Genomic DNA, 25,097 nt, shown 5'->3' with positions numbered 1-25,097 from the left:
GCTCAGGAAGTGTGGGCCGTACGACGTTGGACGAGCACCGCGGCGACGATGATCGCGCCCTTGGCGATCTGCTGGGTCGCGGTCTCCAGGTTGTTGAGCGCGAAGATGTTCTGGATCGTGGTGAAGATCAGCACGCCGAGCACGGAGCCCGTGATGGTGCCGCGGCCGCCGGTGAGCAGGGTGCCGCCGATGATCACCGCCGCGATCGCGTCGAGTTCGTACAGGTTGCCGTTGGTGTTCTGTCCCGAGCCCGCGAGGACGATGAGCAGGAAGGCCGCGATGCCGCAGCACAGGCCGGAGAGCAGATACAGATAGAGCCGCTGCCTGCGGACGTCGATGCCGGCGAGGCGCGTCGCCTCCGCGTTGCCGCCGACCGCCAGCGAGCGCCGCCCGAATGTGGTGCGGTTCAGCAGCAGCCAGCCGACCACGGTGACGCCGGCGAAGACGAGGACCAGCGGCGGGATGCCGAGGATGTAGGAGTCGCGCTCGCCGAGCTCCAGCACTCCGTCCACGGTGACCATCTGGGTCTTGCCGTCGGTGATCTGCAGGGCGAGGCCGCGGCCCGAGGCGAGCATGGCGAGGGTGGCGATGAACGGCACCACTCCGCCGTACGCGATGAGCAGGCCGTTCACCAGGCCGCACCCCAGGCCGACGATCACGGCGGTGAAGAGGATGCCCGCGAAGCCGTACTCCTGGGTGGCGACCGTCGTCGCCCACACCGAGGCGAGCGCGACGATCGCGCCGACCGACAGGTCGATCCCGCCGGAGATGATCACGAACGTCATGCCGACGGTGACCACGCCGATGACGGAGGCCTGGGTGAGGATCAGCTGGACGTTGTCGGTGTCGAGGAACGAGTCGGGCTGGGTGATGCCGCCGATCAGGATCAGCGCGGCGAGCACGCCGACCAGGGACAGCGTGCGCACGTCGGCGCGGGCCACCGTGGCGCGCCACGGCTTGCCGCCGTCGGTGGAGGCGGTCTTGCGGGCGGCGGCCTCGGCCGCCGGGGCTGGCTGGGTCATGCCGCCGGGCTCCCTTCGAGGACGAGGTCGAGTACGCGGTGTTCATCGAGGTCACGGGCGGGTGCGGTGTGCACGACGCGGCCTTCGCGCAGGACCAGGACGCGGTCGGCGAGGCCGAGCACCTCGGGTACTTCGCTGGAGACGAGCAGCACGGCGAGGCCTTCGTCGGCGAGGCGGCGGATCACCGCGTACAGCTCGGCGCGGGCGCCGACGTCGACGCCCCTGGTCGGCTCGTCGAGCAGCAGGACGCGGCAGCCGCGCAGCAGCCAGCGGGCCAGGACGGCCTTCTGTTGGTTGCCGCCGGAGAGGGTGCGTACGGGGACGTTCGGTTCGTCGGGGCGCAGCGACAGCTCGCGCGTCGCGGCGCCCGCGGCCTCGCGCTCGGCGCCCCGGTCGAGCCAGCCCCCGTGGCTGAAGCGGGACATGGAGGAGACCGAGACGTTGCGGGTGACGGACTCCAGCATGAGGAGGGCCTGCGCCTTGCGCTCCTCCGGGGCGAGCCCCAGCCCGGCGCGGACACCGGCCCGGACACTGCCGGGCCGCAACACCCTTCCGTCCACGGCGACTTGGCCGGTGCTGGGTTTGCGTGCGCCGTAGATCGTCTCCAGGATCTCGGAACGTCCCGAGCCGACGAGTCCGGCGAGGCCGACGATTTCGCCGGGGCGCAGATCGAGGTCGAGGGGTTCGAATTCGCCGTGCCGGGACAGCCCGCGCACGGTCAACACCGGGATCGCATCGGCCTGTACGGCGTCCGCGGGTGGCCGCTCCGGGAAGACGTATTCGACGTTGCGGCCCGTCATCAGCGCCACGACGTCTCTGGTCGGCGTCGTTTTGGCGGGGAGGCCGCCCGCGACGGCACGCCCGTCCTTGAGGACGGTGACGCGGTCGCCGATGCGGCGGATCTCCTCGAGGCGGTGCGAGATGTAGATGACGGCGACGCCGTCGGCGGTGAGGTCGCCGACGATACGGAAGAGGTTGTCGACCTCGTCGGGGTCGAGGGCGGCGGACGGCTCGTCCATGACGATCAGGCGGACCTCGTGGGAGAGCGCGCGGGCCATCGAGACGATCTGCCGCTGGGCGGCGGAGAGCTCGCCGACGAGCCGTCCGGGGGCGATCTCCGCATGCCCGAGCCGCTTGAGCAGGGTGGCGGTCGACGCCCTGGCCGCCCGGCCGCGGACGACGAATCCGGCGGCTGTCGGTTCGTGCCCGAGGTAGACGTTCTCGGCGACGGACAACCCCTCCACCAGGTCGAGTTCCTGGTAGATGGTGGCGATACCGAGCCGCATGGCGGCGATCGGCGAGCGGAACGTGGTGCGTTCGCCGCGCCAGGTGATCTCGCCGCCGTCGGGCTGGTGGGCGCCCGCGAGGACCTTGATGAGGGTGGACTTCCCGGCGCCGTTCTGGCCGAGGAGGCAGTGCACCTCCCCGGCCTGGACCTGGAGATCGACGCCATCGAGGGCGCGGACCCCCGGGAACGACTTGGTGATGCCGGACATGGTGAGCAGGGGTGGTGTGGATGCCATGACGGTTCCCCTCGGCGGCGGCCGCAGCAGGGCAGGACTGAGCTGGGCATGACAGATGAAGGCAGGGCGGGGCAGGACGGGAGGGCAGGACGGGATGTGCGCGCTGTACTGGGCGTGCTGATCTATGTGTCGCTACGTTCCGTACGGACCGGTCGTAGGCGGGCGTCGGCGGGTGTCGGCGGGCGTCGGCTCAGGCCGGTGAGAACAGGTGGTCGCTGATGAGCCGCGCGCCGCCGATGACCCCGGCGGTGGGACCCAACTCGCCGAGGACGATGGGGAGGTTGCCGGTCGCCAGGGGCAGCGACTGGCGGTAGACCTGGGTGCGGATCGCGGCGAGCAGGGTGTGGCCGAGGCCGGTCACACCGCCGCCGATCACCACGAGACCGGGGTTGAAGAAGCTGACGAGGCCCGCGATGACCTGGCCGGTGCGGTTGCCGCCGTCGCGGATGAGGTCGAGCGCCGTGGCGTCACCCGCCGCCGCGGCCGCCGCGACGTCGACGGCGCTGAGCCGCCCCGCCTCGTCGAGCCGCGTGGCGAACTCCGCCGAACGCCCCTCCCTGGCCGCCGCCTCGGCGTCGCGGGCGAGCGCCGCGCCGCTGAAGTAGGCCTCCAGGCAGCCCCTGTTGCCGCAGGCGCACGGGCGTCCGTCCGGTTCGGAGCGGATGTGGCCGATGTCGCCTGCGCTGCCCGTCGCACCGCGGTGGACCTCACCGCCGACGACGATGCCGCAGCCGATGCCCGTGCCGATCTTGACGCAGAGGAAGTCGCCCACGGAGCGCGCGACGCCCGCGTGCTGCTCCCCCATCGCCATGAGGTTCACGTCGTTGTCGACCATGACGGGGCAGCCGAGGTCCTGGCTGAGGGCCTCCCGGACGGGGAACCCGTCCCAGCCCGGCATGATCGGCGGCGCGACCGGCACGCCCTCGGGGAAGCGGACGGGCCCGGGGACGCCGATGCCGGCGCCGTCGAACCCTTCCGCGAGCCCGGAGGCCTTCAGTTTGGCCGCCATGGCGAGGACCTGCTCGAAGACCGCGACCGGGCCCTCGCGCACGTCCATGGGCTGGTTGATGTGGCCGAGTACCTCCAGCTCGGCGTTGGTCACCGCGACGTCGACCGAGGTCGCGCCGATGTCCACGCCGAGGAAGCGGAGGGCCGGGGCCAGGCGGATGTTGTGGGAGCGACGGCCGCCGCGCGAGGCGGCGAGTCCGTCGGCGACCACGAGGCCGGTCTCCAGGAGCCGGTCGACCTCGACGGCCAGTTTGGACCGCGAGAGGTCGACCTGATCACCCAGCTGGGCACGGGAGTTGGGTCCTCCGTCGCGCAACAGCCGCAACAGCCGCGCCTGGTGCGCATTGGCGGGTCGAGCCGTCATACGTCTCACGCGCCCCTCCCCGCCTCATCGGGCTTCCCATGCCGTTGCCCTCGGGCCGACGCGCCGTCGCCGCGGCCACCGTCGCCTTCGGGCTCCCTTCAAGCTTTCGAGGGGAACGTAGCAGCGCCTGCCGGGACTGGGAAGAAGTTGCGCACGAATTACCCATGACTTTCTCCAGTCACAGGACAAAGACCTGACGGGCGCGAAGACCGGACAACCGGCTCTCAGCCCTGTTCGCGCTGGTGGTACGTCCGGCGGGTGTGCTCGGTGTGGGCCCGCATGATGTCCGTGGCGCGCTGTTCGTCGCGCTCGGCGATCGCCGCGATCAGTTCGCGGTGCTCCAGCCAGGACTGGCTGCCGCGCTGCCGGGCCACGGGCGTGTAGTACCAGCGGACCCTGCGGTCCACCTGGGCCGCGAGCTCGGCGAGGACCACGTTGCCCGCCAGCTCCATCACCTTGGCGTGGAAGGCGGCGTTGAGGGCGACCACCTGGTCCACGTCGCCGTCGGCCACGGCCTGTTCGCCCTTGGTGCAGAGCTCGTCGAGCGCCGTGATGCCCGCGACGCCGGCGTTCGCGGCGGCGAGCCGGGCCGCCTCGGCCTCCAACAGGGTGCGGACCGAGAGGAGTTGGTCCGCCTCCTGCTCGGTGGGCTCGTGCACGAACGCGCCCTGGGCGGGCCGCAGATCGACCCAGCCCTCGGTGTTCAGCCGTTGCAACGCCTCGCGCACCGGCTGCCGCGAGACACCCAGGTGCCCGGCAAGCTCACTCTCGACCAGGTGCTGACCGGGCCGCAGCGAACGGTTCGTGATCAGTTCGAGCAGCGCATCGTAGACCCGCTCCCTCAGCGGCCCCGGCCGTTCGAGTCGGGGCACCGCCCCCTGCGGCAGTCCTGTGGACAACATCGCGGCCCCCTCCTCGACGATTGCCTTTTGTCTACAGTCTACGAGCCACTGGAGCCGCGCCGCCTTCACAGGCAGCGGTTCCCTTACGGGCAGCGCACGACCTGTCCCGCGTACGACAGGTTGCCGCCGAAGCCGAACAGCAGGACCGGGTCCCCGGAGGCGAGCTCGCCGCGCTCCACCAGCTTGGACAGCGCCATGGGGATGCTCCCCGCCGAGGTGTTCCCCGAGTCGATGACATCGCGCGCGACGACGGCGTTCACGGCGCCGATGCGCTCGGCGAGCGGCTCGATGATCCGCAGGTTGGCCTGGTGCAGGACGAGTCCGGCGAGGTCGGCGGGGGTCAGCCCGGCGCGTTCGCAGGCCGCGCGGGCGAGCGGGGGCAGCTGCGTCGTCGCCCAGCGGTAGACGCTCTGGCCCTCCTGGGCGAAGCGCGGCGGCGTGCCCTCGATGCGGACGGCGTTGCCCATCTCGGGCACCGAGCCCCACAGCACGGGACCGATGCCGGGCTCGTCGTCGGGGCCGCACGCCTCGACGACGACCGCGCCCGCGCCGTCGCCGGTCAGCACGCAGGTGGTGCGGTCCGTCCAGTCGGTGACCTCGGTCATCTTGTCCGCGCCGATGACCAGGGCACGGCTCGCGCCGCCGGCCCGTACGGTGTGGTCGGCGGTGGCGAGGGCGTGCGTGAAGCCCGCGCACACGACGTTGAGGTCCATCACGCAGGGCCCGGGGATGCCGAGCCGGGCCGCGACCCGTGCGGCCATGTTCGGCGAGCGGTCGATGGCCGTGGAGGTCGCGACCAGGACCAGGTCGATCGCGTCGGGGGTCAGACCGGCGGCCGCGAGGGCCTTGCCGCCGGCGTGCGCGGCCAGCTCGTCGACCGGCTCCTCCGGGCCCGCGACATGGCGGGTGCGGATGCCCACCCGAGAGCGGATCCACTCGTCGCTCGTGTCGACCAGGCCCGCCAGGTCCTCGTTGGTGAGGACCTTCGCGGGTTGGTAGTGGCCGACAGCAGCGATGCGCGAGCCGTGCATGTACGGGTCCCCCTTGTTGCCGGAGATGCGGGACCCTCCAGTCTGGTCAGCGACTCACGAGTAACGGTGCACGTGATGCGACAGGAAAGGAGCACAGGGTTTGGATGCTTCTCATGATGTGGTCACCCTCTGAAGAGTTGCGTGACCTTGTGTACGAGTTCGTACCCTCCGCACCCCAGTGGCAGCCCCACCCAGCGCCGGGCCGTGGTCATCGGCGGCGCCGAGCACGCGGCGCCTGCTCACATCGTTCACGATCAGGGTGGGGTTCACCCAGGCCGGAACCAGGTCGTAGTCCGCGTTGCACTTTTCGTGCAGCGGTACCACCGCCCGAATTCGCGGCTTCCTGCCCCAGCTGGCCTCCGCCGCCCGCTTCGCGGCGGCAGCCCTGCTGTTCTCCATGGCTGTGAGGGCGAGTTGGCGGCCCGTGAATCCCTGGGAGAACGGCACGCGCGCGGGCTCCTCGGCGACGACGCCCTCGGCCCGGAGTTCGACATGCGCGCCGCGGAGTCGGCTGCGACCTGACCCTGCACGTGCAGGACAATGAGATCGTGTAGGTCACCTCGCCGCACGCCAGCCCGGTGACCCACGGCAACCTCTGCGTCAAGGGCCGCTTCGGCTACCAGCACATACAGAACCGGGACTGATCACGACATGGGACGAGTCACTGAGCGACGCAAGGTGATACGGATCCGGGACGGGCACGTCTCGGAGCGGCCCGACACCCTGGTCGCCGAGGAACCCCTGGAGATCCGCCTCAACGGCAGGCCGCTCGCCATCACCATGCGCACCCCCGGCGACGACTTCGCGCTCGCTGCGGGGTTCCTGGTGAGCGAGGGCGTGCTCGGGTCCGCCGACGAGCTGCGGTCCATCGTCTACTGCGCCGGTGCGACGGCGGACGGCTCGAACACGTACAACGTGGTCGACGTGCAGACCGCCCCCGGCGTCGTGATCCCCGACATCACGCTCGAACGCAACGTCTACACCACCTCCTCCTGCGGCCTGTGCGGCAAGGCGAGCCTGGACGCGGTCCGCACCACGGCGCGCTTCCCGATCGCCGACGCTCCCCCGGTCCGGCTCGGGACCGAGCTGCTCGCGGCCCTCCCCGACCGGCTGCGCGCCTCGCAGCGGGTCTTCGACCGGACCGGGGGCCTGCACGCCGCGGCGCTCTTCGACGAGGACGGCGTACTGCTCGACCTGCGCGAGGACGTGGGACGGCACAACGCCGTCGACAAGCTCGTCGGGCGGGCCCTCCAGGACGGACGGCTCCCGCTCTCGCGGGCGGTCCTCCTCGTCTCGGGCCGCGCCTCCTTCGAGCTCGCCCAGAAGGCCGTGATGGCGGGCATTCCGGTGCTTGCCGCGGTCTCCGCGCCGTCCTCGCTCGCCGTCGACCTGGCCGCGGAGACGGGACTCACGCTGATCGGTTTCCTGCGCGGCTCCTCCATGAACGTGTACGCGGGCGAGCACCGCGTCGCCCTGCGGGCCACGGCCGGCCAGGGCTGACCCGGGCCGCCCGCCGCACGGCGGCGGCGGGCCACCGCCTAATCCCGCGAGGCCTCGACGCCGGAGATCCGGCCCAGCATGTCCAGGAACCGTTCGCGCTCGGTGGGCGTCAACGGCGCGAGGAGTTCGGCGTTGGCGTGCGCGGCCGCTTCGGCGCACCGTTCGACGGCGCGCCTGCCGTCCGCCGTGATGGTGATCGCGTTCTTGCGGCGGTCCCTGGGGTCCGGTGCGCGCTCGACGAGCCCGTCGGCCTGCAGGTCGTTCAGGACGCCGACCATGTCCTTGGGGTCGAGCGAGACGCTGCGGCCGAGCTCCGCCTGGGCGAGTGGGCCGAGATCGGCGACGGCGGACAGCACCACGTGGTGCCACATCTTCAGCCCCTCACGGGCCAGCGCGTCGGCGACAAGACCGCGCCCGCGGGCCGCGGCGCGACCGAGCAGCCAGCTGGGGAGGGTGCGGATCGTGCGGGGGGCGGGCGGTGTCGTGGCCATGGGAGAACCCTAGCCGCGGATCAACGTAATCGTTGGACTTCCCCATGACTTTGGGCTTACCGTTGGAACTCCCAACGATCCTACTTGGCGGAGGTGTACGGATGCGTCGTGTCCGGTACGAGCGCAGCGGCGGCCCCGAGGGCCTGTTCCTGGAGGACGTGCCCCTTCCCGAGCCGGGGCCCGGCGAGCTCCTCGTGCGGGTCGAGGCGGTAGGGGTGACGCTGCCCGTCGTCCGCAAGGTCCGCGAGGAGCGTGACCCGATCCCCCTCGGCGGCGAGGTCGCCGGTGAGGTCGTCGCGCTCGGCGAGGGTGTGAGCGGCCACGCGCCGGGCGACCGCGTCACCGGTCTCGTCTTCGGGCACGGCTACGCCGATTACGCGCTGCTCCAGGCCGCGATGGCCTCCCCGGTCCCGGACGGCGCGAGCGCCGTCGACGCGGTCGCGCTGGTCCGCTCCGGGCTCGTCGCGTACGGCGCCCTCGAAGCGGCCCGCCCCGCGCCCGGCGAGTCCGCGCTGGTCACGGCGGCGGCGAGCGGTGTCGGGCACCTCGCCCTGCAACTGTCCCGGCTGAAGGGCGCCGGGCGCGTCGTGGCCGCCGTGTCCGACCCGGGCAAGGCGGACTTCCTGCGCGAACTCGGCGCCGACGAGGTCGTCACGTACGACCGGCCTCAGTGGGGCGAGCCGGTCGACTACGTCCTGGACGCGGTCGGCGGCGAACTACTCACGCCCGCCGTCAGGTCCCTGGCCCCGCACGGTCGGCTGGTGGCCTACAGTTCCGGCGGCGGCACCGTGGCGGCGTACGACCTGCTCGTGGGCGCCAAGTCCGTCATCGGATTCCAGATGGGGCTCATCGCGCGCGGGCAGCCCACGCTGTACGAGGCGTGGCGGCGCGAGCTGTGGCGGCTGCACTCCGGTGGCGACCTGCGGGCCGCCGTGCACGGCGAGTACGCGTTGGAGGACGCGGCAGGGGCACATGAGGTGATCGAGGCGCGAAGGAACCGGGGCAAGGTCGTCCTGATCCCCTGACGCGTGCTCCTTGTGAGGTAATGACACCCCCACGTAGCGTCTGTGACACGCACATGGGACGTGGGATGTCAGGATGTCCGAACGTCGTTGTCAGGATGTCCGCACATCATTCCCATGTCTGTCGCCCCGGGCCCGGCCCGGGGCGCTTCGCACCGATCCGTCATCGCCATGAGTCGCCGTCGCCCCGAAAGGCGGACCGCACCATGCCATCGAGTCTCCGTGCACGCCTCAGACCGTTTCGCGCCGCGGCCGCCGTCCTGACCGCGGTCGCCGTCGGCGCCCTGCTGCCCGCGCCCTCGGCGCAGGCGTTACGCGCGGCACCGGCAGAGACACCGCCGTTTGAACAGCAGGTACTGTTCAAGGCCTCCCAGGACCCGGGGTACGCCTGCTTCCGCATCCCCGCCGTGGTGCGGACGGTCAAGGGCACGCTCCTCGCCTTCGCGGAGGGGCGGGTGAACGACTGCGGCGACGCGGGCGACATAGACCTGGTACTCAAACGGTCGCACGACGGCGGCCGGACGTGGGGGCCGCTCCAGGTCGTCAGCGAGGGGGCGGGTGACACCCACGGCAATCCGGCGCCGGTCGTGGACCGCAGGAGCGGCCGGATCCTGCTGGCCGAGACGTACAACACCGGCCGCACGGACGGCAAGAACTGCGACGTGCCGTGCGACCGCACCCCGCACCTGCAGTACAGCGACGACGACGGCAGCAGCTGGTCGGCGCCGCGCGACCTGAGCGACCAGATCCTGCCGGAGGACTGGAACTCCTGGTACGCGACCGGCCCCGTGCACGGCATCCAGCTGACCCGTGGCCGGCACGCCGGGCGGCTCGTCCTCACCGCCAACACCGAGACGTGGGACGGCGGCCGGGTCACCGCCAACCACGCCGCCCTCATCGTCAGCGACGACGGCGGCGACCACTGGAAGATCGGCGCCACGGACTCGTACCCGATACCGGCCGAGGGCACGTTCCGCCAGAAGCCGTCCGAGATGACGATCACGGAGCGGCCCGACGGGGCGGTCTACGTCAGCGGCCGCGAGCAGGACGGCACGGATCTGGGGCACCGCACCCACACGGTCAGCCGCGACGGCGGCGACTCCTTCGTCGCGCCCTTCCGGGCGATCCCCGACCTCTACACGCCCCAAGTACAGGGCTCCACGCTGCGGTTCGGCGGGCGCATGCTGCTCGCCTGCCCCGCCGACCCGGACCGCCGCCGCACCATGCAGATCCGCTCCTCCTACGACGGCGGCCGCACCTGGGACAGCGTCGACCGCGGCACGACGGTGACCGCGGACTGGTCGGGCTACAGCGACATGGTGCGGGCCGACGGCGAGCACGTGGGGGTGCTGTACGAGGGCGGGGCGGTCGACGCCCGCGACGAGATCCGGTTCGCCCGCTTCACCGAGGAGTGGCTGAAGCCGCGCCGCGGCCCGGACCCGACCACCGGCGACCGCGCGCCGGGCGCCCGCCCCGCGGCGGTGCTCGGCGGGGCGGACACGACCGAGGGGCGCTTCGGCCGGGCCATCGCCTTCGACGGCACCGACGACGCCGTACGCCTCCCGTTCCGCCAGCAACTCCCGCTGTACACACGGAATTTCACCGCGTCACTGTGGTTCCGGTACTCCGCGACGACCGGTGAGCAGCCCCTGCTGTGGATGGGCGGCATCGGCACCAACCAGCCGCAGGTGTGGCTGCGCGGCGAACCGGCGAGCAACCGCGTCACCGGCCTGATCACCACACGGGACGGCGCCACGCCCCCGAAGTCGGCGTCCGTGCGCACATCGAGCGCGTACAACGACGGCGAGTGGCACCACATCGCGCTGCGCCGCGGCGCGGGAAGCCTGACGCTGTTCCTCGACGGCGCCCAGGTCGGTGCCGTCGCCGACGTGCCGGGCTCGGTCAGCCGCAACTCGCCCTTCGGCGTGCACGTCGGGCAGCGCCTGGACAGCCGGGCCCACTTCACCGGCGCCATCGACGAAGTGGCGGTGTACAAGCGGGCGTTGGAGGACTCGGAGATCGAGGCCCTGGGCACGGGTGATGCTCCTGTGACACGGGACACCGTCGTCCGGCTCCCCATGGACCACGTGCGCGACAGCAACTAACGTCCCGGGCGTGTCCGCCCGCGAACGTACCGCGACGGGGCCGCGCAGGATCTTGCTGGTCCTGCTGCTGGCCCTGGCCTGCGCGGCCGTGCTGCTCATCGCCCTCCCGGACGACGACCGGGAGGGCGGTGCGGCGTGCGGGCCCCGCACCGTCGCCTCCTGGGCGGCCGACGCCGGGACCACCGCGGAGTTCGCGCGCTACGGCGACGACCCGACCCACGCCGACGACTGGACCGGCGGGGACGGCACCCATTCGGTGCGGCTTCCGGACGGGCGGCTGCTTTGGCTGTTCTCCGACACCTTCCTCGGCCAGGTCCACGCGCCCCCGAACCCGGTGGGCCAGCCGCACACCTGGCGCGACGCGAACACGCCGATGGTCCGCAACTCGGCGGTGGTGATGTCCCGTTCGGGCAGCCTGCAACGCACCCTCGCCGCGCCGCTCTTCCCCGACCCGGCGCCCCAGCAGTGGCGCTGGCCGGTGGCGGCCCGCGTGGAGCCCCGCTCGCCCGGCTCCGACGAGCGTGTCGTACGCGTCCTGCTGTGGAACCGCATGGCGAGCCAGGGCGGCCCGTGGATCTACGGCGTCCCCCTCGCCACCGAGGTCGCCACGCTCTCGCTGCCCGGCCTGCGCGTCGAGTCCATCGTGAAGGTCTCCGACCAGCAGGCGGTCGCCGATCCCGAGAAGCGGGTCCTGTACGGCACGACGACGGTCGACGACGACGGCTGGACGTACGTCTTCGGCGGCACCGACGCCCAGGCGAACGCGCGCCCCTCCTCCCACGCCTACGTCGCCCGGGTCCCGCACGGCAGGCTCGCCGAGGCCGCGGCGTGGGAGTACTGGGACGGCGAGGAGTGGGGGCCCGGTGTCACGCCCCGGCCGGTGCTCGGCGACGGCGGGCGCAAGGGGGTGGGCAGCGCGTTCACCGTGGTGCGGGACGAGGGGACGTACGTACTGTTCACCATGGCCGCCGGCACCGAGGGCATGACTACCGTCAACTCGTACTGGTCCTGCTCCCTCACCGGCCCCTGGCACGGCCCCGCCAAGGGCTTCGACGCGCCCCTGCCCAGGGACGGCGCGCCGCGGCAGGACACCGCGGCCTACAACCCGCAGGCGCACCCGGCGCTCGGCGGCGGGGGCCGCCTCGTGCTCAGCTACGACGTGAACTGGCTGGACCCGACGCCCGCGAACGCGCAGGCCAACATCAGCCGGAACGTGTCCCTGTACCGACCGCGGTTCGTGTCCCTGCGACTCTCGGCGCCTGGCTGACGGGCTCCTCCGGGTCCCGCGAGCGCCGCTTGGCGATGACCGCGCAGACCATCAGCTGCATCTGGTGGAAGAGCATCAGCGGCAGCACGGCGAGGGAGGCGTCCGCCCCGAACAGGACGCTCGCCATGGGCAGCCCGGCGGCCAGGGACTTCTTCGACCCCGCGAACTGGATCGCGATGCGGTCGGCCCGGCCGAACCCGAACCGTTTCGCGCCGTACCAGGTCAGCGCCAGCATGGCCGCGAGCAGCACCGCCTCGACACCGAGCAGCGCGAGCAGCCGCACGGGGTGCACCTGGCCCCAGATGCCCTGCACCATGCCCTCGCTGAACGCGGTATAGACGACGAGCAGGATCGAGCCGCGGTCGACGTAGCCGAGGATCCTCTTGTGCCGGGTGATGAACCCGCCCACCCAGCGGCGCAGGAACTGCCCGGCGAGGAACGGCACGAGCAGTTGCAGCACGATTCTGAGGAGCGAGTCGCCGGAGAAGCCGCCCCCGTCCCCGCCGAGCAGCGCGGCCGCGAGCAGCGGCGTGAGCAGGATGCCGGCGAGCGAGGAGAAGGAGCCCGCGCAGATCGCCGCGGGGACGTTGCCGCGGGCCATCGACGTGAAGGCGATGGACGACTGGATCGTGGAGGGCACCAGGGTGAGGAAGAGGAAGCCGCTGTAGAGCGCGGGCGTGAGCACGTACGGGACGAGCCCCTTCGCCGCGAGCCCGAGCAGCGGGAAGACGACGAACGTGCAGGCCAGGACGGTGACGTGGAGCCGCCAGTGCTTGAGTCCTTCGAGCGCCTCGCGGGTGGAGAGGCGGGCCCCGTAGAGGAAGAAGAGCAGGGAGACGGCGGCCGTGGAGGCGCCGGACGCGACATCGGCGGCGGCGTCGCGGGCGGGCAGCAGGGCCGCGAGCCCCACGGTCGCGAGCAACGCCACGATGTACGGGTCGACCGGCATCCAGGACGGCCACTTCAGGCGTTTCACGGTGCTCCATGCTCTCGGTACGGGGCAGTGCCCCCGTTCGGTGCGGACGGTGCCCCGCCGGGCGCGGGGCGTGCCCTCTCCATGATCCTCCCGAAACGGGTGATCGGGAATCCCGTACACCGCTCTGACTGCCATCACGTTCCGCGATGAGCAACGCTACGGTGGTCCGCATGTACGACCCCACGCAGCTCCGTACGTTCCTCGCGGTCGCCCAGACGCTCGGTTTCACGCGGGCCGCCCGCCGGCTGAACCTGCGCCAGTCGACCGTCAGCCAGCACGTGCGCCGCCTGGAGGATGCCGCCGGGCGGCAGCTGTTCACGCGCGACACCCACAGGGTGGAACTCACCGAGGACGGCGAGGCCATGCTCGGCTTCGCCCGCAGGATCCTCGCGGCGCACGAGCAGGCGGCGGCGTTCTTCACCGGTACGCGCCTCGGCGGGCGGCTACGCTTCGGGGCGTCGGAGGACTTCGTCCTGACGCGGCTCACCGACATCCTGGAGTCGTTCCGGCACGACCACCCCGACGTCGACCTGGAGCTGACGGTCGAGCTGTCCGGCACGCTGCACGAGCAGTTGGACGCGGGCAAGCTCGACCTGGTGCTCGCCAAGCGGCGCCCGGAGGACCCGCGCGGTGAGCTGGTGTGGCAGGACGACCTGGTCTGGATCGGCGCCGAGCGGCTCCGCCTCGACCCGGAGCGCCCGGTACCGCTGATCGTCTACCCCCCGCCGGGCATCACCCGGGCCCTCGCCTTCGAGGCGCTGGAGCGGCGGGGCCGCGCCTGGCGCGTGGCCTGCACGAGCGGCAGCCTCAACGGCCTGGTGGCGGCGGCCCGCGCGGGCCTCGGCGTGATGGCGCACTCGCGGGGCCTCATCCCGCCGGGGCTCGTCCGCGTCCCGGACCGGGCGGGCCTGCCGGAACTCGGCCCGGTCGACTTCGTCCTGCTGCACGGCGAGCGGCGCGCCCCGGCGCAGGAGGCCGCGGACGCCCTGGCGGGAGCGATCCTGGCGGGCGGGACCTTCGACACGGGCCTCAGCGCAGTGGCCGCGGGTAGGTGAGTTCCTTGAAGCGGCGCAGGTAGGGCGCCGACTCGACGTGCCGTACGCCGTCGAGCGCGCCGAGCTTTCCGCTGAGGTAGGCGTAGAGCTCCGCGGTGTCGCGGGTCACCGCGCTCGCCATCAGGTTGGCGGGGCCGGTGATCGCGGAGGCGTGGGCGATCTCGGGGTGTCCGGCCATCGCGCGGCCCACCGCGTCGAGCGCCCCGGGGTCGACGGTGATCCAGAGCATCGCGGCCGTCGTGAAGCCGACGCGGGCGGTGTCGTACTCGGTGTCGAGGTAGAGCCCGCCCGCGCCGAGCAGCGCGGCGATGCGCCGCTTCACGGAGGACTCGGAGCGGCCCGTGAGCCGCCGCAGTTCCGGGTAGGTGGCGCGGCCGTCCTCCTTCAGGGCGGCGGCCAGGGGCTCGTCCTCGGGGGTGATGCGGGCCGGTCCGGGGACGGCCGGGGGCAGGACGGGACGCAGCGCGGCGACCTGCTCGTCACCGAGCGGACGGTGCTTGCCGATCCAGCCGGTCCGGCCGCCGTAGAAGCGGTGGATCAGCTGGTGCGCGGTGATCTCGATGAGCTTGCGGCTGCGCAGCAGCTTGCCGAAGACGAGGTCGTCGTGGTCGCCCGGGGTGCGGGGCAGTGTCACGCAGGCGACTTCGGTGCCCGCCGACATGAGGTGGACCCAGGCCGTGTCGGGGCGGCGGGCCAGGGCGGCCGCGATGGCCTCGGCGCCGTCGGGGGTGCAGCGCAGCCGCAGCATCCACTCGTCCCTGCCGAGCCGTTGCATGTCGCGGACGGCGATCACGCGCAACCCCGCTTCGGCGCGCAGCCTGCGGTAACGGCGGGCGACGGTCTGGTCGGAGGCGCCGAGGACGGCGGCGATACGGCTGAAGGAGGCCCTGCCGTCGACTTCGAGCGCGTGCAGCAGTTGCAGATCCAGCTGATCGAACGGACGGAACGCCTCGGGCGCCGTGCCGGAGGCATCGGATTCCACCACTGTCTCCTCATCTGATGTCGGATTGCATCGATCTGCCGTCCCGCGACACCGGGATCGTCCGCCGGAGGGCTCATCGTACGAGGACAGACGCATCCGTCGTACGACGAGTCGGAGGAACAGGGAAATGCGTAGATGGGGGCCGCTCACGGCGGTGTCTCTGGGAACGTTCATGCTGCTGCTGGACGTGACGATCGTGATCGTGGCGCTGCCCGACATGGCGCGGGCGCTGGACGCCTCGCTGAGCGATCTGCAATGGGTCATCGACGGCTACGCGCTCGCGCTGGCCGCGCTGCTCCTCGGTATCGGCGCCGCGGCCGACGTGCTCGGCAGGCGGCGGATCAATGTGGGCGGCACCGCGCTGTTCGCGCTCGCCTCGCTGGGCTGCGGGCTCGCCTCGGACGCGGACCTGCTGGTGGCGGGCCGCGCCGTGCAGGGCCTCGGCGCCGCCGCGATGCTCGCGACGACGCTGCCGCTGCTCGGCGCCGCCTATCAGGGGCGGGAGCGGTCGGCGGCGCTCGGGGTGTGGGGCGCGGTGAGCGGGGCGTCCGCCGCGCTCGGGCCGATCGTGGGCGGACTCCTCACGGAGGGGCCCGGCTGGCGCTGGATCTTCTTCGTCAACCTGCCCGTGAGCGTGGCGTCGATCTGGCTGACGCTGCGCGTGGTGCCGGAGTCGAAGGGTCCGGCCGGCCGGCGGGTCGACTGGGCGGGCACGGCGACGTTCGCGTCCTTCGCGGGCGCGGGGACGTACGGGGTGCTGCGGGGCGGCGCGGAGGGCTGGACCTCGACGGCCGCCGGTACGTCCTTCGCCCTCTCCGCGCTCGCGCTGCTCTGCTTCGTCCTCGTCGAGCGGCGCGTCGCACAGCCGCTCCTCGACCTGCGGCTGCTGCGCAAGCCCGCCTTCACCGGGGTGCTGATCGGCGCCGTCGGCTACAACGCGGCGGCCTTCGGCGTCATCCCGTACCTCTCCATCTGGCTGCAGACGGTGCTCGGCATGAGCCCGCTGCACGGCAGTCTGGTGCTACTTCCGCTCGGTGCGACGTCGTTCGCGGTGGCGCTGGTCGCCGGGCGGCTCCTGCACGGCGCGGCGCCACGGCTCGTCATCGGTGGCGGGCTGCTGCTGATCGGTGCGGGCGGTCTGTGCCTTGCGGTGCTCGACGCCGGGTCGTCGTGGGAAGCGCTCGTGCCGGGCCTCGTGCTGGGGGGCTTCGGCTCCGGTCTGGTCTCACCGGGTCTCGCGGGGGCGGCGCTCGCCGCGGTGCCGCCCGCGGAGGCCGGGATGGCGGGCGGTGCGGTCAACACGTTCCGCCAGCTCGGGTACGCGGTCGGGGTCGCCCTGTTCGGGACGGTTCTCACCACCCGTATGGAGGGCTCGCTCGGCCATGAGGCGGCGCACACCGTCGCGGGCGGCGGCGCGTCGGCCCTGCACGGGACGGTGCCGGAGCACGCGGTGCGGGCGGCCTTCGCGTCGGGCCTGAACGGGGCGTCGCTGGCGGCGGGCGCGGCGGGGCTGGTCGCGGGGGTCCTGGTGCTCGTGATGGTGCGGGGGCCTCGGCGGCGGGCGGGGGTGGTGGCTTCGGGCGCCTCGGGCGGTTCGAGCGGTGCGTCGTCGGCTGCGGGCGCGTCGGTCGGGGCGGCGGCGCCGTCGGAGCGGTGATCCGGCGGGGCGGTCCCGGGGCATCCGGCAGCGTGCCCCGGGACGCCCGCGGTTCCGCTCGTCCGCGCGAATTATCGGCCATTCACGGAGCGAGAGCACAGCGCCCCCGCATTCACCTTCCGGGTATATCGGTGCGGCGCTATCGTCACCTTCCCGGCCGATCGGCCGCGGGGAGGGATCAACCGGGCAGAGGAGATCTGCGCATGTCGAAGGTCGACACGTCGGGTACCTGGACCGCGATCAGCATCAACCCGCCCAACCTGGAAGGCTTGAGCTCCGACAACGTCAAGTGGGGAATTCCCGCGGGCGGCGGAAAGAGCGGCTATCTGTTCGCGGGCGGAACGGTCGAGGTACTCCTCGACGGCACGGAGTTCACACTGGGGACGTTCACCCACCAGAACTTCCCGATCCAGGGAATGCCGCAGAACCAGTTCGAGGTCGACCTCGCGGCGCGCGTCGTATTCGAGGACCAGGTCCCGCACGACTTCAGCTTCCGTTTCCAGCACAACGAGACACCCAACGTAGGCCCGAACCCCGAGGACATCGTCGAGCTGCCCACCAGGGTGTCGCCGGAGACGGTGGTGATCGACAACACCGAGTACGCGGTGGTCATCACGGGGTTCAAGCAGGGCGGTCAGATCGTCACCCGGTTCATCAGCCCGGAGAACAGCGCCAACAGCGCCGACCTCGTCGCGGTCCTGGCCCGCACCGGTCTCCCGGACGTCCACATCACCACCGTGCGGTTCAAGGGCGACGTCAAGCGCACCCAGGCCGACGAGTTCGTCGAGGTCGTCAACCGCGGCACCGCGCCCGCCGATGTCTCCGGATGGGTCCTCGGCGCGGACGACGCGGGGCAGAACTTCACCTTCCCGCCGGGCACGGTGCTGCTGCCTGGCGCGCGCATCCGCATCTACACCAACCAGGTCCACCCGGAGTGGGGCGGTCACACCTACGGCAGCGGCCGCCCGATCTGGAACGACCGGGGTGACGCCGCCAGACTCCGCGACACCGACGGCAACCTGATCTCCGAGTACGCGTACGGATCGGCCGCGACCACTCCTTGAGAGACGTCGAGGATGAGCACGGTTCGCCCAGTGGGGTCATCGAGATGGGAGGTACGCGCATGTCCGGATCCTCCGACGACAGGTCGCCGAAGGCCGTCGAAAGACAGAAGATCGCGTGGGTCGAGCAGGGGCTTTCCAAGCCTGACAGGGAAGCCACGAAGCGGATTCCGCGCTTCGTCTCCCGCGGGGAATGGGGAGCCGAGAAGGCTGCTCGGGAAAGCTACGAGTTCTTTCCGCAGAATGGCGGGATCACCGTCCATCACGAGGGTGGCGGCCACAAGATGCGGGGGCACCACTCGCTGTTCAATTGGCCAAGCGCCCCGAATCTGCCGGACAACTGCTACACGCAGGTGCTGCAGATTCAGCACCAGCACATGCATCCGCTTCCCTGGATAGGCGGTGACCGCTATTGGGACATCGCCTACAACTACCTCGTGTGCCACCACGGTTACACGTTCGTGGGCAGGGGCATCGGCGTCCAGCCCGGCGCCAACGGCACGCACTGGGCGAACGTGAACCTCTACTCCGTCTGCGGCCTCCTCGGCGCCGACGACGAACCGACGCGCGAGATGCTCGACGAGATCAAGGCCGTGTGCGACTGGGTCCGTGACAACGACGACGCAGGCGCGAATCTGCCCGGCCGCACGGTCGTCGGCCACAAGGACATCATCCCCGGCAAGACCGACTGCCCCGGCAACCTCTACCAGTACGTCAAGGACGGACGCTTCGAGTGAGGAAGGGCGACATCTGTGTGCCGCGTACAGATTCGGTGGAGATTGCGCCACCGAAACTTACTCCTCCGTAAGTAAGTTGTCCGGCCCTTCCCCTTGTGGCCGCATTTCCACCGGCTGACCTGTGCCGATGGTCCGTACCGGGCGCGCCTGGACCCCCTCCCGGAGGCGCGCGCCGTGGGGTACGGTCACGGCGCTGTGCGGAGCGCCACAAGGAGCATCATTGCGCGAGTTCTCGAATCCTCCGATGGCGACGGCGCCGCTGGTGGGCGGCCTTGCCGACGCCGTGTTCGACCATGCCCTCGAGGACCCCTCGCGCATCGCTTTCGGCCGCAAGACTGCGGGGCGCTGGACCGACGTCACCGCCGCCCGGTTCCGTGACGAGGTGCTCGCCCTGGCCAAGGGCCTGATCGCGCAGGGCGTGCGGTTCGGCGACCGGGTGGCCATCATGTCCCGCACCCGGTACGAGTGGACGCTCTTCGACTTCGCGCTGTGGACCATCGGCGCCCAGGTCGTGCCGATCTACCCGACCTCCTCGGCCGACCAGGTCCTCTGGATGCTGCACGACGCGCAGGTCTCGGCCGCGATGGTCGAGCACGAGGACCACGCGATGACCATCGGCTCCGTCATCGGCCGCCTGCCGCAGCTGCGCAAGCTCTGGCAGCTGGACGCCGACGCGGTGGGCGAGCTGGGCGCCGCGGGGCGGGACATCGACGACGAGGTGGTGCACCGCCACCGCCGCGCGGTCACGCCCGACTCGATCGCCACCATCATCTACACGTCCGGCACCACGGGCCGCCCCAAGGGCTGCCTGATCTCCCACGCGAACTTCATGTTCGAGGCGGACGTCATGGTCGCGCGCTGGGAGCCGGTCTTCCACTCCAAGCGCGACAGCGAGGCCACCACCCTGCTCTTCCTGCCGCTGGCGCACGTCTTCGGCCGCATGGTGCAGATCGCCGCGGTGCGCGGCCGGGTGAAGATGGGGCACCAGCCCAATCTCAACGCGGCGGCGCTCCTGCCCGACCTCGCCGCCTTCCGGCCCACGTTCATCCTGGCCGTGCCGTACATCTTCGAGAAGGTCTTCAACGCGGCGCGGCGCAAGGCGGAGAAGGACGGCAAGGCGGGTCCGTTCGACAAGGCCGTCGAGTGCGCCGTGCGCTACGCCGACGCGCTGGAGGCCAAGGCCTTCGGGACGGGACCCGGCCCCGCCGCGGCGCTGCGCATGCAGCACCAGCTCTTCGAGAAGCTCGTCTACTCCAAGGTCCGCGAGGCGATGGGCGGCCGGGTGCGGCACGCGATGTCGGGCGGCTCGGGGATGGACCGCCGCCTCGGCCTCTTCTTCGCGGGCGCCGGCGTGACGGTCTACGAGGGGTACGGCCTGACGGAGTCGACGGCCGCCGCGACCGCCAACCCTCCCGAGCGCACCCGCTACGGCACGGTCGGCCGGCCGATTCCCGGCACGACCGTGCACATCGCGGAGGACGGCGAGGTCTGGCTGCGCGGCGACAACGTCTTCCAGGGCTACCTCAACGACCCCAAGGCCACCGACGCGACCCTGCACGACGGCTGGCTGGCCACGGGCGACCTGGGCACGCTCGACGAGGACGGCTATCTGACCATCACCGGGCGCAAGAAGGAGATCCTGGTGACGTCGGGCGGCAAGAGCGTCTCGCCGGCCCAGCTGGAGGAGCGGGTGCGCGACCATCCGCTGGTCGCCCAGTGCATCGTCGTCGGCAACGACCGCCCCTACATCGCGGCGCTCGTGACCCTGGACGCGGAGGCCGTGGAGCACTGGCTGACCATGCGCCGCAAGCCCATGATGGCCCCGGCCGACCTGGTGCGCGACCCGGATCTGGAGACGGAGGTGCGCCGGGCCGTCGTCGCCGCCAACACTCTTGTCTCGCAGGCCGAGTCGATCCGTACGTTCCGCATACTGGCGCATCAGTTCAGCGAGGAGCACGGCCTTCTGACGCCGTCGCTGAAGCTGAAGCGGAAGGCGATCGAGACGGTGTACTCGGCCGAGGTCGAGGCGCTGTACCGCAGCTAGATCCCGCCGGGCACCCCTTCCTGACGGCGCATCAATTCCTCTCGCGCCTGTTCTTGACGGTTCATCAGGTCGCGCACAGAATCAGCCCCACTTCGATTCCAGGGGGTTCGACCGTGTCGCGATCGATCCGCACCATCACCGCCGCCGTCGCGGCCCTGCTGCTCGCCACCGCCTGCAACTCCGCGTCCGACAGCGGCGGTTCGGAGGGCGGCGGTGACGAGAAGGGCGGCGGTTCCACGCGCGGTGTGACCGAGGACTCCATCAAGGTCGGCGGGATCGTCTCCATGACGACGGCCAGCGGGTACAGCAAGAAGGACACCGACCTCGGCGCCAGGGCCCGGTACGACCGCGCCAACGCCGAGGGCGGCGTGCACGGACGGAAGATCGACTACCTGGGCGCGGAGGACGACGGGCAGGACCCGGGCAAGAACCTCGCGGCGGCCCGCGGGCTCGTCCAGCGGGAGAAGGTCTTCGCGATCTCCCCGATGAGCTCGGTCACCTTCTCCGGCGCCGGCTTCCTGCAGAAGCAGAAGGTTCCCACGTTCGGCTGGGGCACCGTCCCGCCCTTCTGCGGCCCGACGTACATGTACGGCTTCGGCGGCTGCATGGTGCCGATGCCCGGCGGCACCATCACCCAGAGCTGGCCCGAGGGGCTGAAGAAGGTCACGGGCGGCGCCAGGGGCAGGACGGTGGCGATCCTCGCCAACGACAACGACGCGGGCACGTTCGCCATCCGCACCTACAAGCAGAGCTTCGCGGCGGCCGGTTACGAGGTGACGTACGCCAAGTCGACCGTGCCCGCCACGTCGGTGCCGAGCGACTGGTCGGCGTACACGAAGGAGATCCTGCGCTCCGACGGCGGGAAGGCGCCTGACGCCGTCGTCTCCGTCATGCAGACCCCGTACAACATCGGCCTGTTCACGGCCGTCAAGCGTGCCGGGTTCAAGGGCGTCCTCACCGACCCCACCGACTACGACCCGGGCCTGCTCGCCAAGAGCGCCACGCGGAAGGCCCTGGACGGCGTGCACATCCTGCTGGCCTTCCAGCCCTTCGAGCAGGACAGCGCGGACATGAGGCGGTTCAAGGCGGACATCGCGAAGGCGGCGGGCAAGAAGGTGCCTCTCAACATGCACATGATGACCGGCTACATGTCCGCCGACCTCTTCCTCGCCATCGCCGAGAAGGCGGGCAAGGACCTCACCGTCGACTCTTTCCAGAAGGCGGCGGACGGCTACTCCGACACCGGCACCATGGTCGGGGACCGCAGACTGCCCGACGGGCGCAAGGAGTCGTTCGGCTGCGGCGCGCTCGTCCAGCTCCGCGACGGGAAGTACACGGTGTCGTCGCCCTTCAAGTGCTACGAACCGATCCCCTTCAAGTAGGGGCGGGCCGCCATGTCGGACCTGCTGGGATTCGTGCTGAGCGGTCTCGTCTCCGGTGCCCTGTACGCCCTCCTCGCCACCGGACTCGTCCTGTCCTACTCGGCGTCGGGCCTCTTCAACTTCGCGCACGGCGCGACCGCCTACCTCTGCGCCCTCACCTTCTACGAGCTGCACTCCGGCTTCGGCTGGCCCGCCGTGCCGACGGCGCTGCTGCTCGTCGCCGTGGTGGCCCCGGCCCTCGGCTGGGGCCTCGACCGGCTGATGTTCCGCAAGCTGGCCCGGGTCGGCGAGAGCGCGCAGATCGTCGCGACGATCGGCCTGCTCGTGGCGCTGCCCGCGCTCGGCCTGTGGGTGGTGGAGCTCCTCGCGGACGCGGGCGCCCCTGTCGAACCCGCGGAGAACCAGTTCGGGCTGCCGGGCGTCGGGCCGAGTCCGGCCAGGAGCTGGCAGCTGACGGACGGCGTCGGCATCGACTCCGACCAGCTGATCACCTGGGTGGCCACGGCGGTCGTCGCGGTCGGCCTGTGGATCCTGATGCGCCGTACGCCGCTCGGCCTCCGGCTCCGCGCCGCGGTCGACAACCGCTCACTCGTGGAGCTGCGCGGCATGAGCGCGGACCGCCTCTCGTCGGTGGCGTGGATGCTGTCGTCCGCTCTCGCGGGCCTGGCAGGCGTGCTCGCCACCCCCCTCCTCGGACTCTCCTCGCACGACTTCACCCTGTTCCTGTTCGTCTCCGCGACGGCCGCCGTGCTCGGCCGCTTCCTCTCCGTCCCACTGGCCTTCACCGGCGGACTCGGGCTCGGCGTCCTGCAGAACCTCGTCGCGGGGTACGCCGACTTCGCCGAGAAGATCACCGGATTTCGTACCGCCGTGCCCTTCCTGATCCTGTTCGCCGGACTGCTCCTGCTCACCCGCAGCCGGCGGACCGCGGGCACGGCGGCGGTCGACGCACCGCCCGTCGACTACCTCGCCGGACGGTCGTGGGCCCGCAGGTGGGGTCCGTGGACGGCGGCAGCGGTGCTCATGGCCCTCGCCCTCTACACGGTGACGACGCCCTTCTGGAGCGGCCTGCTCGCCCAGGGGCTCGCGATCTCGCTGGTGTTCGTCTCCTTCACCGTGGTGACGGGGCTCGGCGCGATGGTCTCCCTTGCGCAGGCCACCTTCGTCACGGGTGCCGCACTCGTCGCCGGGCTGCTGATGAGCCACGGCTGGCCGTTCCTCGCGGCCACTCTGGTGGGCACCTGTGCGGCGGCGGCGCTCGGCGCGCTCGTGGCGCTGCCCGCGCTGCGGCTCGGCGGACGCTCCCTGGCCCTCGCGACCCTGGCGCTCGCCTTCCTCGCCGATCAGGTGCTCTTCCAGATGGGGTGGCTGCGCAACGGCGACACGGGCTGGGAGATCCCCCGGCTGGTCTTCGGCCCGGTCGACCTCTCGGACGACCGGGCCATGGGCGTCGCGATGATCGTCGCCCTGCTCGGACCGAACGGCGCGGGCAAGTCCACCACGTGCCTCACGGCGGCGGGACTGATCCGCCCCCTCACGGGCCGGGTGTACGTCGACGGGCACGACGCGACCCGCTGGGGCGCCGTCGGCCGTGCCCGCGCCGGTGTCGTGCTCGCCCCCGAGGGCCGCGGCATCTTCCCCTCGCTCACCGTCGAGGAGAACCTCGCCCTCCACCTCAGGGACCGGGACGCGCGCGACGCCGTGTACGAGCGGTTCGCCGGGCTCGCCGCCCGGCGCAAGGTAGCCGCCGGCGCCCTGTCCGGCGGGGAGCAGCAGCTGCTCGCCCTCGCCCCGCTGCTGCGGCGCCCGCCGAAGGTGCTGATCGCGGACGAACCGTCGCTCGGACTCGCGCCCCGCGTGGTCGACGACGTCTTCCGCCTGCTGCTCGAACTCCGGGACGCCGGAGCCGGACTGCTGCTCGTGGAGGAGAAGGCCGCGGAGATCCTCGGTATCGCGGACACCGTGGCGTATCTGGCACAGGGCCGCGTCTCCTGGTGCGGCCCGCGCTCCGAGGTCCGGGCGGACCGGCTCACGGAGGCGTATCTGGGCATCGCCGCGGAGGACGCGGAGGGCGCGGAGGACGCGGACGGCGCCGGCGCCGGGCGGCGGACGACGAAGGGCGTGACGCGGCCATGACGGAAGAGGCCTACGTCCTGCGGGCCGCGGACATCGAGGTCCGCTTCGGCGGGATCCGCGCCCTCGACGGAGTGGACCTGGCCGTACGCCCCGGCGAGATCTGCGGACTCATCGGCCCCAACGGAGCGGGCAAGACCACCCTGTTCGACGTCTTGTCGGGCATCCGCAGGCCGGACCGGGGCCGGGTGCTCGTCAACGGCCGTGACGTCACGCGCCGCTCCCCCGTGTGGCGCGCCCGCCACGGCATGCGCCGCACCTTCCAGCGGCAGCAGCTCTTCGGGCAGCTCACCGTCGCCGACCATCTGGTCCTCGCGCAGGAGTGGCGGGGTGGTGGCGGCGGTCTCGCCGCCGATCTGCTGGCCGCGCCGACCCGGCGTACGCACGAGGCCGCGCGCCGGGACCGGGCCGCGGCGGTGCTGCGCGCGTGCGGCCTCGAAGCGCTCGCCGGGCGGTACGCGGGCGCGCTGCCGGTCGGGCAGGCCCGCATGGTGGAGCTGGCGCGAGCGGTGGCGGACCCGCCCAGGGTGCTTCTCCTGGACGAACCCGCGTCCGGGATGACGGCCGATGAGCGGCGCCGCCTCTCGGCCGTCATCCGCCGTCTGGCGGACGACGAGGGCTGCGCGGTGCTGCTCGTCGAGCACAATGTCGCCTTCGTGATGGAGCTCAGCGCCCGCGTCGTCGTCCTCGACCTGGGCCGGGTCCTGGCGCACGGCACGGCGGCGGAGGTGCGCGCGGACCCGAGGGTGCGGGACGCCTATCTGGGTACTTCGCCGGGCGCAGGGGCGGCCGCGGATTAGCCGCGGGGGCGGCCGCGGACCAGCTGCGGGGGCCG

At 71.9% G+C, this 25,097-nt stretch carries 21 protein-coding genes and 1 pseudogene; 13 read left to right on the top strand and 9 right to left on the bottom strand.

Annotated features, from left to right (window positions below; translation table 11 throughout):
* Window positions 1–2: 2 nt before the first annotated feature.
* From AC07DI_RS03750 to AC07DI_RS03725, 6 genes are all read right to left on the bottom strand, one after another.
* Window positions 3–1,022: an ABC transporter permease gene (locus AC07DI_RS03750; RefSeq protein ID WP_384247796.1), complete on the bottom strand. Its 1,020-nt coding sequence runs from the start codon at window positions 1,020–1,022 to the stop codon at window positions 3–5.
* Entirely contained in the window at window positions 1,019–2,545 is a 1,527-nt protein-coding gene (locus AC07DI_RS03745) for a sugar ABC transporter ATP-binding protein (protein ID WP_478901945.1), read from the bottom strand. Before AC07DI_RS03745 ends, AC07DI_RS03750 begins: the two co-directional genes overlap by 4 nt.
* A gap of 190 nt (window positions 2,546–2,735) precedes the next feature.
* A complete protein-coding gene (locus tag AC07DI_RS03740; RefSeq protein WP_478901943.1) occupies window positions 2,736–3,917 on the bottom strand; it encodes an ROK family transcriptional regulator in 1,182 nt (393 codons plus the stop codon).
* Between the two features lie 224 nt (window positions 3,918–4,141).
* Entirely contained in the window at window positions 4,142–4,819 is a 678-nt protein-coding gene (locus tag AC07DI_RS03735) for a GntR family transcriptional regulator (protein ID WP_478901942.1), read from the bottom strand.
* Window positions 4,820–4,902: 83 nt separating this feature from the next.
* Window positions 4,903–5,850: a beta-ketoacyl-ACP synthase III gene (locus tag AC07DI_RS03730; RefSeq protein ID WP_478901941.1), complete on the bottom strand. Its 948-nt coding sequence runs from the start codon at window positions 5,848–5,850 to the stop codon at window positions 4,903–4,905.
* 122 nt (window positions 5,851–5,972) lie between these two features.
* Window positions 5,973–6,062, bottom strand: coding sequence for an MFS transporter small subunit (locus AC07DI_RS03725; protein ID WP_478901940.1), 90 nt, complete (start codon window positions 6,060–6,062; stop codon window positions 5,973–5,975).
* A gap of 291 nt (window positions 6,063–6,353) precedes the next feature.
* On the opposite strand from AC07DI_RS03725, the pseudogene AC07DI_RS03720 reads away from it, so the two are divergent.
* A pseudogene (locus AC07DI_RS03720) lies at window positions 6,354–6,494 on the top strand (2Fe-2S iron-sulfur cluster-binding protein); the annotation flags it as partial.
* Window positions 6,495–6,501: 7 nt separating this feature from the next.
* Window positions 6,502–7,350 (top strand): formate dehydrogenase accessory sulfurtransferase FdhD, encoded by an 849-nt coding sequence (gene fdhD, locus AC07DI_RS03715; RefSeq protein ID WP_478901939.1) that lies wholly within the window; start codon window positions 6,502–6,504, stop codon window positions 7,348–7,350.
* A gap of 38 nt (window positions 7,351–7,388) precedes the next feature.
* Here fdhD and AC07DI_RS03710 read toward each other — a convergent pair whose 3' ends face one another.
* Window positions 7,389–7,841, bottom strand: a complete 453-nt coding sequence (locus AC07DI_RS03710) for a MarR family winged helix-turn-helix transcriptional regulator (protein WP_478901938.1) — start codon at window positions 7,839–7,841, stop codon at window positions 7,389–7,391.
* Window positions 7,842–7,942: 101 nt separating this feature from the next.
* Here AC07DI_RS03710 and AC07DI_RS03705 point away from each other — a divergent pair, with 101 nt between their 5' ends.
* From AC07DI_RS03705 to AC07DI_RS03695, 3 genes are all read left to right on the top strand, one after another.
* Window positions 7,943–8,866 carry a quinone oxidoreductase family protein gene (locus AC07DI_RS03705; protein ID WP_478901937.1) on the top strand — a complete coding sequence of 308 codons (924 nt, stop codon included), beginning with the start codon at window positions 7,943–7,945 and terminating at the stop codon, window positions 8,864–8,866.
* 203 nt (window positions 8,867–9,069) lie between these two features.
* Window positions 9,070–10,968: an exo-alpha-sialidase gene (locus AC07DI_RS03700; RefSeq protein ID WP_478901936.1), complete on the top strand. Its 1,899-nt coding sequence runs from the start codon at window positions 9,070–9,072 to the stop codon at window positions 10,966–10,968.
* Between the two features lie 10 nt (window positions 10,969–10,978).
* Window positions 10,979–12,235: a DUF4185 domain-containing protein gene (locus AC07DI_RS03695; protein WP_478901934.1), complete on the top strand. Its 1,257-nt coding sequence runs from the start codon at window positions 10,979–10,981 to the stop codon at window positions 12,233–12,235.
* Here AC07DI_RS03695 and AC07DI_RS03690 read toward each other — a convergent pair.
* Complete coding sequence (locus tag AC07DI_RS03690; protein ID WP_478901932.1) at window positions 12,171–13,211, bottom strand: bile acid:sodium symporter family protein; 1,041 nt, start codon at window positions 13,209–13,211, stop codon at window positions 12,171–12,173. The genes AC07DI_RS03695 and AC07DI_RS03690 overlap by 65 nt on opposite strands.
* Window positions 13,212–13,381: 170 nt before the next feature.
* Here AC07DI_RS03690 and AC07DI_RS03685 point away from each other — a divergent pair, with 170 nt between their 5' ends.
* Entirely contained in the window at window positions 13,382–14,266 is an 885-nt protein-coding gene (locus tag AC07DI_RS03685) for a LysR substrate-binding domain-containing protein (protein ID WP_478902275.1), read from the top strand.
* On the opposite strand, the gene AC07DI_RS03680 is transcribed toward AC07DI_RS03685, so the two are convergent.
* On the bottom strand, window positions 14,241–15,248 hold the full coding sequence (locus AC07DI_RS03680) for an Lrp/AsnC family transcriptional regulator (protein WP_478901931.1): 1,008 nt from the start codon (window positions 15,246–15,248) through the stop codon (window positions 14,241–14,243). The genes AC07DI_RS03685 and AC07DI_RS03680 overlap by 26 nt on opposite strands.
* A gap of 127 nt (window positions 15,249–15,375) precedes the next feature.
* On the opposite strand from AC07DI_RS03680, the gene AC07DI_RS03675 reads away from it, so the two are divergent.
* From AC07DI_RS03675 to AC07DI_RS03645, 7 genes are all read left to right on the top strand, one after another.
* Window positions 15,376–16,905 carry an MFS transporter gene (locus AC07DI_RS03675; protein WP_478901929.1) on the top strand — a complete coding sequence of 510 codons (1,530 nt, stop codon included), beginning with the start codon at window positions 15,376–15,378 and terminating at the stop codon, window positions 16,903–16,905.
* Between the two features lie 203 nt (window positions 16,906–17,108).
* Window positions 17,109–17,969 carry a lamin tail domain-containing protein gene (locus AC07DI_RS03670; protein ID WP_384247817.1) on the top strand — a complete coding sequence of 287 codons (861 nt, stop codon included), beginning with the start codon at window positions 17,109–17,111 and terminating at the stop codon, window positions 17,967–17,969.
* Window positions 17,970–18,028: 59 nt separating this feature from the next.
* The gene (locus AC07DI_RS03665) at window positions 18,029–18,703 is read left to right on the top strand and encodes a peptidoglycan recognition protein family protein (protein ID WP_478901927.1); all 675 of its coding nucleotides are present in this window, start codon (window positions 18,029–18,031) and stop codon (window positions 18,701–18,703) included.
* A 244-nt stretch (window positions 18,704–18,947) separates the two neighbouring features.
* Window positions 18,948–20,747, top strand: a complete 1,800-nt coding sequence (locus tag AC07DI_RS03660; protein WP_478901926.1) for an AMP-dependent synthetase/ligase — start codon at window positions 18,948–18,950, stop codon at window positions 20,745–20,747.
* 113 nt (window positions 20,748–20,860) lie between these two features.
* Window positions 20,861–22,129: an ABC transporter substrate-binding protein gene (locus AC07DI_RS03655; protein ID WP_478901925.1), complete on the top strand. Its 1,269-nt coding sequence runs from the start codon at window positions 20,861–20,863 to the stop codon at window positions 22,127–22,129.
* A gap of 12 nt (window positions 22,130–22,141) precedes the next feature.
* The gene (locus tag AC07DI_RS03650; RefSeq protein WP_478901923.1) at window positions 22,142–24,265 is read left to right on the top strand and encodes an ABC transporter permease subunit; all 2,124 of its coding nucleotides are present in this window, start codon (window positions 22,142–22,144) and stop codon (window positions 24,263–24,265) included.
* Window positions 24,262–25,062: an ABC transporter ATP-binding protein gene (locus AC07DI_RS03645; RefSeq protein ID WP_478901922.1), complete on the top strand. Its 801-nt coding sequence runs from the start codon at window positions 24,262–24,264 to the stop codon at window positions 25,060–25,062. Before AC07DI_RS03650 ends, AC07DI_RS03645 begins: the two co-directional genes overlap by 4 nt.
* Window positions 25,063–25,097: the final 35 nt, after the last annotated feature.

It is taken from the genome of Streptomyces sp. NPDC044106, assembly GCF_056433985.1.
This window is presented reverse-complemented; position numbering and strand designations above follow the sequence as displayed.